Genomic DNA, 13,627 nt, shown 5'->3' with positions numbered 1-13,627 from the left:
AGCAGCTAACTCAACCAAACCAGCAGCAGCTAACTCAACCAAACCAGCAGCAGCTAACTCAACCAAACCAGCAGCAGCTAACTCAACCAAACCAGCAGCTAATTCAAGCTCTGTGGCAGCGAGCTTGTCAAAGGCAAAAGCAGGAGGAAATGCAACAGGCGCAACGAACCCAACCAAAGCAGCAGGGAATACAACTTCCAGTAATCCAATCACGCAGTTAGGTCAAGCGATCGCAAATGGTTTAAAGGGCCTAGGCAACCTTTTAACAGGGAACAGAAAATAACCTGAACCTCTTTATTTTTATTCTTCACAGAAAATACATGTTGTCCCTTCAATGCACAAGGTGCCCAGCTGCCATATAACACAGTACGGACGAAGCACGACGGAGACTGTTTTTGATCATCATGAAATGCTTGTCATTCGCGCAAGAAATAATTGGGTCATGATTGCCCACATTTAACTATCATCGATCTCCGGTTTTTGGATCGAAACAAGTTCAATGATCTTACATCGAGCTTAGTCTATCCATAAAATCGAGTTAAGCAATTATTGCCGGGAGTCTTACCTATCCGTGATTAGGAAGCCTTCTACTTTGAATTATAAGCTCTTCTATTATATGTAGAGCGATCTTAAACCGAATCGTTTCCTGATCATTACAACTCTCAAACACGCTTATGAATATTGGGCATTGGTATGTCATAACATTATGGCACACAAATTTCCATCTCGATTCCGCCTGCCCACTACTTTGCTCTGAGGAATAATAACCCCACCGCCTTTTCGTGTTACGATGGGTCAGCAGAAATTCTTGTCTTGCGAAGTGTTTTTGACGATCAAGCAATCCGCATGGGTATGGGGAGCTATGGTCTACTACATATCAATCTCCTACAATATATGACATCGGATTTTTTCCACCTGAAATTGCTATAGGCTTATTTGGATTTTTATGAAATGATCAACTGTCCTTAGTACTGGGAATCCATGTCTAGGAATTCGATTTGAATACAATTTGAATCTAATCGTTTAGCAAGTTATTGCGCTTACAAAGGAGCGGTAGAAAATGGTTCTAATCCCACTCATCTGTTAAACGAAGTTCAGCAATACACTCCATTCGTTAACTATCTTGTTGATGCTAGTACTCTCCGGGATAAATTCTAAAGAATTAACATCTATGCGATGCGCATCCATTTCAGATTAGATTGACCTATTCTATCCTGAATCCAGGCTAATCTTGTCTGGAAATGCACTGAATCAGGACAATTTAAAAGGCTAGGAATACATGTTCCCTAACAGAGCCAGTGCCCGATTAATGGCGATCTGTATTTTCTCAATAATAGTGCTGAACACAAATTCGCAAGCACATTATAGCATGCTTTAGGTTCTCCCCTTTGCTTTCCCATACCTTTCATAACACAGTGGTTCATCAAGAGGCTAAAGGTTTTTCAGCATGGTACACAATTTTCTTAGAGGGCATCCGAAGATCGTAATGGTGCAAGTATCCGTCTTCAACACGGATCTTTGCACAGCATGATTCTGCTGACTTGCCAGCTAGGCTGTCTAGAGAGAATTGTTTTCACTTGGGAACGATGAAGAGGTACAAGTTTTGAATTTGTCAATCTTCAAAGATTGCTGCGATTGGGCAGATGGCCCTTGTTTAATGCTATTAGCATAATGTTAGCAAATTGGTAGCAAACTGATTGCGAAGTGTCTAGATTTGCACATAATTTTGCCGATCTAATAGATTTGTCTGGTACGCTACAAAAATCGACTGAACCATTCTATAGTGACTTCACGTTCGTCCAACACTAATTCCAACCGACAGTCACGGGCTATCTACGTGTCATGTCAATCGATGGATATGAAGAAAAATGAACCCTTCTTAATTAGGAATATAATACTTCGGCCCTGATGGCGTCTGTTGAACAAGTGTTGCTCTACAAATAACATAGCTTGCTCGCTCCTGCATGACCCCTGGCGGTAGCACTGCTAATCACCTGAGTGTTAGTAGCTTGTTTGCAGAGACTTCGTGTGCAGTTAGCGGTACAGCATTCTTCTAAACCTTATGGATACTATCTACTATTAGGTCTGCAAGGCCTTCAATAGTATGGTCGCGGATTAAATGCCTTCGTAATGCATCCCTTGACAGTACCTTTTTACTACAAATAGAGCAGTCTCTAAATTCCTTGATATTCTCTGAAATGATGTGTTCCTTGTGCTCGCATTTTGGATGCACTGAATATGCCGTATAGTCGATCATTTCCGTATATGAACCAAACTTTCCACATATGTGGCACTTCATTCAGACTTCAAGTAATAGATTCAATCTTATAGCCTTTTTATCTAATCAAAGCCATACGTGTATAGAATTGAATCACACTTTAGGGGAGTCCTAGCTGGGCTGTATGGTTGGTGACATGCAGAGATCGGATTGTGGGGGGTCAACTAGTCTCTATAACGTGCAGCAAAGGTATCTGTTACCTCGCTATTCACATCTCTAAGAAACTGCTCTCTAATTAATTTTCCATAAACGACAATGTCGCGGGCTAGTATGTTTAGACGTTTAGCTAGCAGATTATTAATAATATCCCCGGTTTCGTTAAAATCTTCTTCAGCATTAACAGAGATTCCGTATGGCAAACTCCAACCATAACAGTGTCTAACCGTCGTCCTCATTTGATCCATGACTGTTAATCCTTTTTCGTGCGATGTACAAATATAGCCAAAAATCTTTCCTGCAAATTCCTCCCAATAATAGTCTAAGAAGTTCTTCATTGAGCCAGACATCGACCCATGATAATCTGGGGAAGCAAGCACGAAAGCATCAGCCCAATTGACCTCTATCGTAGTCTTTTGTGTCTTTAAGTCGGCAGAATCGTCAGTTGCGCCGGGGTCAAAAATGGGCAAATCCACTTCACGCAAATCCAATAGTCGAGTCTCTGCATCATACTTTTCTATGCCATGCAATAAAATATTCAAAGTTTTTGTGCCGTAAGAAGCTTGGTTATAGCTGCTGCCCATGCCCAAGACTTTAAGCGTGCTCATAGACAAAAAGTTCATACGCCCATTTGGTATAAATTTGTAAACAAGACCTTTGAGCTACGCACGGTTATCGAATATGACTGAAAATATAAACACTCTTCATCTTCGTCTGCCCTTTATTACAAGATCTGCATCTAGGGGTTTTGGTCTGACACCCTTAGTACGGCTTTTAACTTTTCAGGTATGCGTCAGCTACAAAACATTGAATTGGTGTTCAAAGTATCTTAACGAGCACAGGCTATCCTTCGCAGCCTCTGTAACAGATATTAGTACCAGTAACAGTACACACAACTAAGGGCAGTTAGCTTCTCTCTTTTAATGTATTCTCCTGTAACCGTCGCCGCAGCGATGCAGGGCATGAAGGAGACAAGTTGTGCAGAACCTCCTTTCGAGGTTTCTCAATAACACTTACCAATTCCACTATGGTTCGAAAAATGGTACTTTTGTCTGATACCTCCGTGCAAAGACACTTCGCACACTAGTCAGGATATTAACGAGTTGTGCTGTGTTTCATATGAGTGTGTTCGGTGAGTTCTAGCTGAGTCTTAAACTTCTCTTCACAGACAGAGCACTTGAATTTTTTTCTATTGAAGAAGTCGAATTTCATACTATTATTAATTGACATTAATTCTTTCGGCTGTTTTAATCTACTATTTAACCGGATTTTCGTGTCGGCTCTCTTTCAAGACAAGTCCTGTCTGCTTCTAGTGAATTTACTGTTCTGACTTAGCATTTTATCTTCGCTTTGAATGTGAGTCAGAAGTGACCAGAATAGAAGCTGGCCCGTTTTGTTATCGATATCAATTCGCAATGAAAAAATATCAGTATATCATTGACATCAAATATTCTGACAGATCTAGTTGCAATTACTTTCATCAGAGCTGAGTAGACTATTTTTCTACCAGAGCCATCTACCCTAAAAAGGTACCTCCAAAGACTCTCAAAGGCAAGTAGTGAGCGTCGGATTTTAAAGGTCGAGAAAAGCTAGAATCTGACGTGCATTCAGCTGAATAGACCTGATTTTGGCAAACTGGGGGCGCCGGTACCGCTGTGAACCTGACCAGGGTATCCTAGAGGATCTTGTTGAGTTGTCAGATTTTTGTCCGATCCACCGGTCCCGTTGGAATCGTTTCCGTTTTTGCCAATTGAGCTTTGGCCACTTGGGCCATTCAGTCCATTTATGCCTTTAGAGCCAGAAAGGCTGCTACCACTCGAGCCATGTTCTCCTAGCACGAACAACTGTTGCCATTGAAAGGTTCCGAAAATTATAGTCGTAACTAATGCAATTGTTATACAAATGTAAGACGTGGGGATCCCTAAATGTGCCAAATTGACAGTCACATCAGCGGATCGGTATATAAGTTGGATTGTAATACTTTTTTGAGCCAAACCTACGTGAATTCACTAGCAAATTGATTTTTTTCGAGGTTTGCATAGGTAAACCATCTTTAGCTTCCATGCTGAGCCTTCGAATTATTGGAATCTTCTATAGGAAATTACTAGAATTTTTGCTCAGGCACCTTAACAAAGTGGAAATTAAGAAAAATTAAGGAAATGGGATCTACTACCTTACCGCAAGTAATGTAAGCATCTTTGAGGATTCATCGGACCAGATCTGCCAAGTGGCTGATATAATTATCCTAGGTCTCGACATAATTTATTGGCGTAAGTTCCTTCATCCTATTTTGCAGTTCAAGTAGCCGCACTCCCTTTTCAGTGATTTTGTAACTGCGAATTCCTACTTCATACTCGATTAGACCATTCTCTTGAAGTGCTTTTAAGTAATCCTTTAGCTGATTGTACGCCAAATATGATTTGTACATTAGTCTGGTCCTGCTAGTGCCTTGTCTTACGTTCGCTGCCTCTAGTATCATCCTAACTATTTCACTCCTACTTCTGTATTTCATACTGTTTTTTCATGTATCAGAGTATGCCCAAGTATATATGAGAAACCAAGCTTGATACTGAAGTTTATCTACGTCTGTTTGAGACAAAACTGTGTAGTTGACCAATGAATCGTAACTATCTGTTTATACAAGTCAGTACAGTGTTTTCGTTCTATAATTCCTCTGGTAGAAAGTATTTTTATCTTCCTTAGCCGAGCGTATAGCTATAGCCTGGGGGGATGGCACTAATAATGTCTGAAATGTTTCGGATAACTAAGAGATCCATAGCTAGCAATCTAAAAATTGTCTTGATTCGAGGACATTTGGTACAACACAAACTGCGTCAAAGGTTTTTGCTACAATATTATGGAGGATATTTTGGAAATAGATTTCTCAACTACCACCACTATACATCAGTTCGTATGGCATTGAATACCGAGTGTTGCTCAATTCTCCAGCAAATTCACCGCCCTACTCTCTCGTTGTCCATAAACTGGGACTATTTCAAGTTTTCATTGGAACTATTGTTAAAGTTGCTTTTTTTGGCACATGGATAATGGCTTGAACATAACTGTATATGCACGGCATTACTTGCTGTTAAATTCGTACCTGAAGTATTTTCAACATTCAGGGTACCAGGTATTAATGGTACAGCCTCAATTAAACTAGTACTAGACAAGATTGTCGCTAAGACAGCACTTAGAATGATTGAGGTTAAATGAATCATTCGTAAGGTTTTAACCAACTTTCCCCTGCTCCATCCAATCTCTTTCTATTGATTTAAAGTTTGTTCTAATCTACTCTCGTGCTGACCATCAAACGTAGTGAGGCTCTCGATTGGTTACAAAAATTAGTTGACTATTTAGCATAATCTCTGAGTCAGTCACTCGCAGCATCATTTGGAATAAGCTGAATCTAAAGGTACTTCAGAAATTTTAAGGGTCGCATCAATTGAGGTTACCTTATGGCAGCTAAGGCCAAACCAACGCCAACATCACCTGTTTCACCCACGCAAATATACATGTTAATCCATCAGCATGGGTCGCTTCAACCGGATTTATTAGTCTATTAATTTCGGTCCAGATACATGTGTCGGCTGTAATCTTGCAAACAATAGAATGCTCATTTAGCTGATCAATTGAAAACAAGGCTTCTTAGAAAAAATCATTGAGAATTAAGCTAACAAAAAACAAGATCTTGTCCATGTCATTCGGTATTGCCCTCTTATTAGAATTAATAACTAAAGCTGTCAAGACTAGTAGTACCACTAACACCGATAAAGCATGTGGAAAGCAAAAATCAAATCAATTGTACTTGCAATGGGGTTCTCTGTTGGATTGCTACTCATCGGAATCCTCTCCTCTTGCCTTTGCACGAGCACTGGTATTAGTTCACCTGGATGGCCAGCTAATCCCAGCTGGTTTTGGAGTACACTACAGATGGGCAGCATAAATTGAGAATAGAGTTGAGGGGTAAAAAGCTGATTCGCCTCGGTACCACATGTGCCACTAATCCTTTGTAACTGTGGTGTGGATAGTCTCTAATTGATCGACGGACTTAAGTCAGAAAATTAAATACCTAAGTGAAATATCCAGATTTCCGAGCCGCCGCTTTCAAGCACAGAACTGAAGCGTGACTTTCAATGTAAGATGTCCCAAACGTGTTCAATGTAAGCATACAAATAAGTTGCCTAAACGGCGTTGTCTATCATTCAGCTGGTGTAAAAGGGATATTAAATTATCATTTAAGATGAAGTCAAAAAAAAGCGAGGAGGACTTCAGTTAATAAAAACCGTGCGAAAATTTGGATTTCAGTCGTATTTTGATCTGCACATTAGATTTCAAACTGAGAAACGTCTGATGCATCAACTACTTTTCCTATATATCTGCCCCCTTCTTTATCATCAATAATTTTGTATTTTCCTCTACCGATGTGGATGATTCTCACTTTAGCCGTTGCAAAGTCATCGATGTAATACCGACACCAAATTGTATTGTCCGGGTCATCGTTATGCAATTGACTGAGTTCAAATATGGACGCTCTAATTTAAATACGTTCTTCTAGCTTACGTCTTTTGTTATAGGTGTTTAAGCACCTTGTATTACAATAATTCCATCTGTTATAAGCGTTTTTTTTACACTCTCGCCAAATTCGCAAGAAAAAAGCGGACTAATATTCAAGTGATTCCGAGTTAAGACTAATATGATACGGCGGCCAAATTTCTAGCTGTAAATTTTAACAAATAAATTTCAATTCATTAATTTTCAATTTGAATAAGATCTTCTTGATAATGAAAAATTAAAATTCGAGTCTCTTGTTTAGAGCCGGTCACCGTATTTGAGCAATTAGATCAACAGAGTCAGATTTTGCATTTTGCGGCTGTGTATATTTTCCATTCTTTGGAGTGCTTAAGGGAGTAATGTTGCTCCCAGTCATTGCATTATTGGTTTGGATATTATTTATGAGTATGTGGATCTTTCCTGTGTATCCGTTTGTCAAAACAACTTGGTCTTGTCCAATCCCTGCTGACGTAGTCTGATTTGCTTTGTGCCACAAAACGTGTCCGTGATCATCAAGAATTGTCATATCATAACTATTGATGGGCAACAAATGTTCAATACTGCCTGGAACAGCATACTGGGTGCCGCCGTTGCCTATTGTTGTGACCCCTCCCTGAGCAATTTTATTTGGTATATTTTTTGAAGTTGCCGAAGGTGCGGTACCGTTTAGAAATCTCACTTCTAACTGGAATCCGTTCTTGGGAAATACCGCCGTTTGGGTGTTTTGTGGAGTATGCCACTGAATTTCTACCTTATATGTTCCTTGCTTTGAAATGTTGGTGATCATCTGTGGCTGATTTGTACTGTTGTTTGTACCGGTCCCAACAGCGCCTACTGTTGTATGATTACTTGACGTTTGCCCCCAGGTATAATTAAATGAAGATGCAAAGGAGAGTATTAGCAAGAGAGAGGCAAACGACAAAAGCGGCAGCAGTGCAACACAGCTACGGCCCAACAAGGTGTCGCAGTAGGAGAAATGGTTAAAATTAACGGCGGATCGAAATCCAAATTTCACTTGTATCAGTCATAAGATGCTCAACATCATATAAAAGACTACGTGGAACAGGCACCTTGAAGTTGTATAAGGATGCATTGTCCATAAGTTTTTTGCTAGGTGCACGAGACGCAACGTTTGAATATGGACGTGGATTGCTAACGAAATTTTTATGTGCTACCAAAATATCAGTTACCAAGTATGTATAAAGGTGGTATTGTAGAGGCTTACGAGTGCTTTATGAATTCCAAATAGCTTTCTTTCTAGGAGCAATACTGAACTACAATTTGGATCAGATCTGTTATACTGACCACACTTATCACTCAATCTGATAACTTATCACCTAAATTGCGGTTGTTTACTTTGATTGCAAACTTATAGCTTTGCCATCAATTCACGGGTTGATAACTGCTCTTCCCATAACCTTGCCGTCCTTTAATTTTGAAAGAGCTTCTGTAGTTTGATCTAGTTTGAATCTATCCGAGATGACTGGTTTGATAACTTTTCTTCTAGCTAGTGATACGAGTTCAATTAAATCACTCAAGCTTCCCGTGTATGATCCAATCAAGCTATAGGCACGGGTCGGCATAGTGACAAGACTAAGCTTTAATTCTCCTCCGAAGAGTCCCACCAGTATTACTTTAGCCCTTCTCCTGAGTATTTGCATGTCTACTTCCACTGTTTTTGATGCATTCACAAAATCAATCACAGCATCTGCACCTTTGTTATCAGTAAGCTCCATCACCTTTTTCTTGGGATCCTCTTTCTTTGAATTAATTACCACATCTGCATGTCCATTAGTCTCGGCAGTTTTGAGTTTTTCTTCATCCAAATCCATGGCGATTACTTTGGCACCTGTGACTGCTTTTGCTAGCTGAATCGCCATCAAACCCAGTCCTCCAGCACCGACTACAACAACGTTATCATCTGGGCGTAATGAAGCATTTTTTACAGCATTATATGCAGTTAGCGCTGAACACGACAAGGTGGCGGCTTCATTAATATCCAAATCTTCTTCCAACTTTACAAGATACCTATAACTCGGGATGACAAGAAGGTCAGAATATCCTCCGTCAGTATAGATACCTAGTGACCTAGGCTTGTCGCATAAATTCTCTTCTCCAATCCGGCAAGCCGGACAAGTCCCTTCTCCAACCCATGGATAAACTAGAACCCTATCCCCCTTCGCGAATAAGCTCTCTGCTTCTTCAGTCAAGGCTTCTATCCTACCGGCAACCTCGTGTCCTGGTGTCACAGGATATTTTACACCTCTGTCTGTAGTTTTTAAAAACTGGCCTCCAGGCCCTTGGTAACCTCCATCCCACAAATGAATATCACTATGACAAACGCCTGATGCGAGTACTTTGACAAGTACCTGAGAACCCTTTGGCTTGGGTGTTTCAAGATCTTGTACCTCTAAAGGCTCCTTTGGCTTGACAATTCTTGCTGCCTTCATTATGTAAGCTGATACATCACAATATAAATACCGTCTGAAGAAACAGAAATTGACGTGAAGAACTAGGAACCACTTGCAAATCGATTCCTTTGTTGAATAGGTTTTGCGGTATTCTTGCCTTTTAACCTCTATGGTGAGAAAATTAATCTAACTAATTTTGGTTCACAATCCAAGTACTTAGTTAGTCTTAATCTCCGCACTAGGATGTAGCAGAGTATTTTTGGCTAATATTATTGCATAGTTTTGATTTCCTAACGTTTTAGTATAGGATATGTGGGAATAGCGTAATTGGTCGGTACAATTGCTCATGATATTCTCATAGTTGGATCCGGGATAGCTGGTTTGAGAGCGGCGATAGCGGCTGCGAACGTAGACGACAAATTAAGCATAGCTGTGATTTCAAAAGTTCAGGTCATGCGCTCTCATTCAGTCTCTGCTGAAGGCGGTACCGCTGCGGTTCTAGTAGAAGGTGAAAAACAAGGAGACACCCAAGAGTCTCATATATATGACACTGTCAAAGGGAGCGATTTTCTGGCTGACCAAGATGTAGCGGAACGATTAGTCCGTAATATGCCATATGAAATTTATCAACTAGACCGTTGGGGTATGCCTTGGTCACGGAAGGAAGACGGAAGCATTGCCCAGAGAAGTTTTGGTGGATATTCATTTCCAAGAGCAACGTTTGCACAGGATAAAGTTGGATTTTATGAAATGCAAACGCTCTATGATACTTCTCTCAAATATGATAACATCGAGTTCTATAACGAGTGGTTTTGTACGGGAATTCTCAAAGATGAGCAATCCAAGACATTCCTGGGAATAATTGCTATCGAGATGAAAACAGGCGCTCTATTTGTATTTAAGGCACCCGCTGCAATAATATGCACCGGTGGCGCAGGTAGAGTTTATAGCTTTTCGACATACGCCTACTCTTCTACACCCGATGGCTTGGATATGTCGTACCGGGCAGGTTTAGCACTCAAAGACATGGAATTTGTTCAGTTTCATCCCACCGGTATTATCCCATCAGGGATTCTTATAACTGAGGGAGCTAGAGGAGAAGGCGGATACCTGATAAACAAGGACGGTGATAGGTTCATGAAGAAGTATGCCCCAAATGCCCTGGAGCTAGCATCACGTGATGTGGTTTCCCGTGGCATGATGACAGAAATTAACGAAGGAAGAGGCTGGAAACATGAAACAGGAGTAGATTGTTTAAAACTAGATCTGACTCATCTTGGCGCTAACCTCATAAAGGAACGCTTAAACGGTATTAGGGAAATTGGCAAAAAGTTTTCCGGAGTAGATGTAATTGAGGAACCAATTGAGATCAGGCCAGTCTGTCATTATATGATGGGAGGAATCCATACTAATATTGATGGCGCTACAGAGATGAATGGGCTATGGGCAGCCGGAGAAGCAGCCTGTAACAGCACTCATGGTGCTAACCGGTTGGGTGCAAATTCTACCGGGGAGTGCCTAGTGTGGGGTAAGATTACAGGGCAGTTTGCTGCGAAATATGCTCTTAGTCATAGAAACACTTCTTCCTCAATCCCAAATGATCAAGTCCTAGAGGAAGAAAAGAGAATTTATGATGGAATTTTCAGAGGCAGGGGCCAGATAAATCCATACGAAGTCAGAAAGGAGCTCTCAGACACCATGGACGCAAAAGCTCATGTTTATAGAAATGAGAAGGATCTTTGTGATGGCTTGAGAATTATTAAAGATTTGCAACGCTCTTCTTGGAAGCACGTCGACGACCAAGCTAAAGAATATAATACAAATTTTACTAATGTTATGGAGCTTGATTCAATGCTAAGAATTGCAGAAATTATACTTATTGGAGCACTGAATCGTCTTGAATCGAGAGGAGCGCAAGCAAGGATAGAATATCCTAAGCGAGATGATATCAGATTTTTAAAACACACAATTGCAAATTATACCGGGCCTCTGAAGGATCCGAGAATGGATTGGTTTCCTGTTACCATTACGAGGTTCACACCTGTCGAAAGACATTACTAGCTCCAATACTGAGTCATGGTAGACAAAATTATGAATTAAATAACTTGATACAGTACTTCAGAAGTTGCTTTCGTTTTGTTATGGCCTATTTTTTTACCTCAGCACCTGAATTCACTGTGTTTCCTTTATCCAAACGGCTGCACTTTGAAACTGGCTAGCTTTTCTTGCAGACTTTTTGGTATGTATAACCGTGTCCAGAATATGATCGATCGGCTGAGTCAATCACCTCTTGGTTTTGAATTGATCAAACAGAAGAAACTTACCTGAGGCCTGATCTTTAGTGCGATAGCTCCATTTTGTTATTCCAAGAAGATCCTAGGAAAACAATGTGTTAATCATAGCGTCTATAAGTGTAAAGATATAATGCTGCAGCATGACTGCTAACAAGGATTCAAAAAGCGAAAAGACGCGCTTTTCAAGTAGTGACATTCCTATTGGTACAGGAGTTGTAGGCACCAGGTTTGAATCTGATTCATTAGGCACAATAGAGGTTCCTGCGGACCACTATTGGGGAGCACAGACACAGCGTTCGCTGGTTCACTTTTCAATAGGAGACAATCTCATGCCTAAGGCCATTTATCATGCTTACGGATACGTCAAGAAGGCAGCCGCAATTGTCAATTCCCAAGCAGGCTGTTTAGATCAGAATAAGGCCGATTTGATCATCAGGGTGTCCGACGAGATAATCGAAGGCAAACTAGATTCAGAGTTTCCTCTTTATGTTTGGCAATCAGGATCGGGTACACAGTCAAATATGAATGTAAACGAAGTGATATCCAATCGCTCCATACAATTAGTAGGGGGAGTCCTGGGAAGCAAGAATCCGATACACCCTAATGATGATGTCAACATGTCCCAATCGTCTAATGACACATTTCCTACTGCAATGCACATAGCAGCGACGCTTGAACTTTCCCAACACTTAGTACCAAATGTCGAGAAACTTATCGGTGCGATGTGGAAGAAAGCGGTTCAATGGGTGGATGTTATCAAGATAGGAAGAACACATTTGCAAGATGCTACACCTATCACTTTCGGACAAGAGTGGTCAGGATATGTTACACAGCTCAGAGATGCCTTGCAAATAGTCAAGCAGTCTATGCCGGGCCTTTACAAGCTGGCTGCCGGTGGTACGGCTGTAGGTACTGGTCTTAACACCACTGTACCGGATTTTGATCTTAAGATAGCAGCAGAAATTGCCAGATTAACCAACCACCCTTTCATAACTGCTCCTAACAAATTCGCCTCTTTAGGTTCTCTCGATGGGATGGTCCATTTAAGTGCAGGATTGCGAAGTTTGGCGATTGCTTTAATGAAAATTGCAAATGATCTTCGTTGGCTAGGTTCTGGCCCACGCGCAGGATTACACGAAATAGTGCTTCCACCCAATGAACCAGGGTCTTCCATCATGCCTGGGAAAGTAAATCCAACACAAGAGGAGGCTATGATCATGGTCTGTATTCAAGTGATCGGAAATGATAATGCTGTTGCTATCGCAGGAACTCAGGGAAACTTCGAGCTTAACACGATGCGACCCGTGATCATTAACAATGTTCTTCAATCCGCCAGGATATTGGCAGATTCTTGCGACAAATTGAGACTATATAGCATAGAAGAAATGTCGTTAGATCAAGGTAGGATTAGTAAGTACGTAAATGAATCATTAATGCTAGTCACCGCATTGAGTCCAATTATTGGCTATGACAAAGCATCAGTTATTGCTCATAAAGCGTTGAGTAAAAATAAAACCTTACGTGAGATGGCTGTTGATGGCGGGTTCATTTCATCTGAAGAATTTGATAAAGCAGTAGTACCATCCAAAATGGTTGGAAATCCACACAGGGACCTCGGGTTATCATTTTAAAGCTTGGCCCTATTAGATTACTACACTTTTATCCAATGAACGGACAATAAAGTGGAATGCTGGCGTGCATTCGTTATCAATTCTATACAAGTGGGATTGTAATTATAATTCTACTTGTATTTATGGTTCTCTTCTGCCTTGGCACTGATTAGCGATCTTGATTTTCATAAGATGAAATGAATGATTAACAGTTAAATTGCATTTCTTTTAGCACAGAATCATAAACTACGGAAGTCTCCCAAAATCCGTCATCATTGGCATCACTGCCAGTCGGCAGATTTATACCGCTAACAAAGATATCTGCTT

Annotated in this window: 10 protein-coding genes and 1 pseudogene; 4 read left to right on the top strand and 7 right to left on the bottom strand. The window is 40.7% G+C overall.

Features of this window, described 5'->3' with window-relative positions:
• Window positions 1-283 (top strand): annotated as a pseudogene (locus DYY65_RS08645) (hypothetical protein); the annotation flags it as partial.
• A 1,770-nt stretch (window positions 284-2,053) separates the two neighbouring features.
• Here DYY65_RS08645 and DYY65_RS08640 read toward each other — a convergent pair.
• The 4 genes from DYY65_RS08640 to DYY65_RS08625 all read right to left on the bottom strand — a co-directional run bounded on the left by DYY65_RS08640 (window position 2,054) and on the right by DYY65_RS08625 (window position 4,946).
• Window positions 2,054-2,257 carry a hypothetical protein gene (locus DYY65_RS08640; protein ID WP_162477563.1) on the bottom strand — a complete coding sequence of 68 codons (204 nt, stop codon included), beginning with the start codon at window positions 2,255-2,257 and terminating at the stop codon, window positions 2,054-2,056.
• 185 nt (window positions 2,258-2,442) lie between these two features.
• Window positions 2,443-3,042 carry an NADPH-dependent FMN reductase gene (locus DYY65_RS08635; protein ID WP_162477562.1) on the bottom strand — a complete coding sequence of 200 codons (600 nt, stop codon included), beginning with the start codon at window positions 3,040-3,042 and terminating at the stop codon, window positions 2,443-2,445.
• Window positions 3,043-4,041: 999 nt separating this feature from the next.
• Window positions 4,042-4,428, bottom strand: coding sequence for a hypothetical protein (locus tag DYY65_RS08630; RefSeq protein ID WP_162477561.1), 387 nt, complete (start codon window positions 4,426-4,428; stop codon window positions 4,042-4,044).
• 251 nt (window positions 4,429-4,679) lie between these two features.
• Entirely contained in the window at window positions 4,680-4,946 is a 267-nt protein-coding gene (locus DYY65_RS08625) for a winged helix-turn-helix domain-containing protein (RefSeq protein ID WP_162477560.1), read from the bottom strand.
• A gap of 1,146 nt (window positions 4,947-6,092) precedes the next feature.
• Here DYY65_RS08625 and DYY65_RS08620 point away from each other — a divergent pair.
• The gene (locus DYY65_RS08620) at window positions 6,093-6,377 is read left to right on the top strand and encodes a hypothetical protein (protein ID WP_162477559.1); all 285 of its coding nucleotides are present in this window, start codon (window positions 6,093-6,095) and stop codon (window positions 6,375-6,377) included.
• A gap of 381 nt (window positions 6,378-6,758) precedes the next feature.
• On the opposite strand, the gene DYY65_RS08615 is transcribed toward DYY65_RS08620, so the two are convergent.
• The 3 genes from DYY65_RS08615 to DYY65_RS08605 all read right to left on the bottom strand — a co-directional run bounded on the left by DYY65_RS08615 (window position 6,759) and on the right by DYY65_RS08605 (window position 9,435).
• Window positions 6,759-6,941, bottom strand: coding sequence for a hypothetical protein (locus DYY65_RS08615; protein ID WP_162477558.1), 183 nt, complete (start codon window positions 6,939-6,941; stop codon window positions 6,759-6,761).
• A 312-nt stretch (window positions 6,942-7,253) separates the two neighbouring features.
• Complete coding sequence (locus DYY65_RS08610; RefSeq protein ID WP_162477557.1) at window positions 7,254-8,000, bottom strand: hypothetical protein; 747 nt, start codon at window positions 7,998-8,000, stop codon at window positions 7,254-7,256.
• A gap of 373 nt (window positions 8,001-8,373) precedes the next feature.
• Window positions 8,374-9,435 (bottom strand): alcohol dehydrogenase, encoded by a 1,062-nt coding sequence (locus DYY65_RS08605; protein WP_162477556.1) that lies wholly within the window; start codon window positions 9,433-9,435, stop codon window positions 8,374-8,376.
• A 288-nt stretch (window positions 9,436-9,723) separates the two neighbouring features.
• Between DYY65_RS08605 and DYY65_RS08600 the strand changes: the two genes are divergently transcribed.
• The gene (locus DYY65_RS08600) at window positions 9,724-11,457 is read left to right on the top strand and encodes an FAD-binding protein (RefSeq protein WP_162477555.1); all 1,734 of its coding nucleotides are present in this window, start codon (window positions 9,724-9,726) and stop codon (window positions 11,455-11,457) included.
• 373 nt (window positions 11,458-11,830) lie between these two features.
• Window positions 11,831-13,321: a class II fumarate hydratase gene (gene fumC / locus DYY65_RS08595; RefSeq protein WP_162477554.1), complete on the top strand. Its 1,491-nt coding sequence runs from the start codon at window positions 11,831-11,833 to the stop codon at window positions 13,319-13,321.
• The last annotated feature ends 306 nt before the right edge of the window (window positions 13,322-13,627 follow it).

Origin of the sequence: Nitrososphaera sp. AFS (assembly GCF_009898475.1) — an archaeon.
Taxonomy (GTDB): domain Archaea; phylum Thermoproteota; class Nitrososphaeria; order Nitrososphaerales; family Nitrososphaeraceae; genus Nitrosopolaris.
The sequence above is the reverse complement of the archived record's forward strand: the minus strand, read 5'-3'. Positions and strand labels throughout refer to the sequence as shown.

Excerpts from the sequence above, each read along its gene's own strand:
- DYY65_RS08640 (WP_162477563.1), bottom strand. The coding sequence starts at position 2,257 with ATGATCGACTATACGGCATATTCAGTGCATCCAAAATGCGAGCACAAG.
- DYY65_RS08635 (WP_162477562.1), bottom strand. The coding sequence starts at position 3,042 with ATGAGCACGCTTAAAGTCTTGGGCATGGGCAGCAGCTATAACCAAGCT.
- DYY65_RS08625 (WP_162477560.1), bottom strand. The coding sequence starts at position 4,946 with ATGAAATACAGAAGTAGGAGTGAAATAGTTAGGATGATACTAGAGGCA.
- DYY65_RS08605 (WP_162477556.1), bottom strand. The coding sequence starts at position 9,435 with ATGAAGGCAGCAAGAATTGTCAAGCCAAAGGAGCCTTTAGAGGTACAA.
- fumC (WP_162477554.1), top strand. The coding sequence starts at position 11,831 with ATGACTGCTAACAAGGATTCAAAAAGCGAAAAGACGCGCTTTTCAAGT.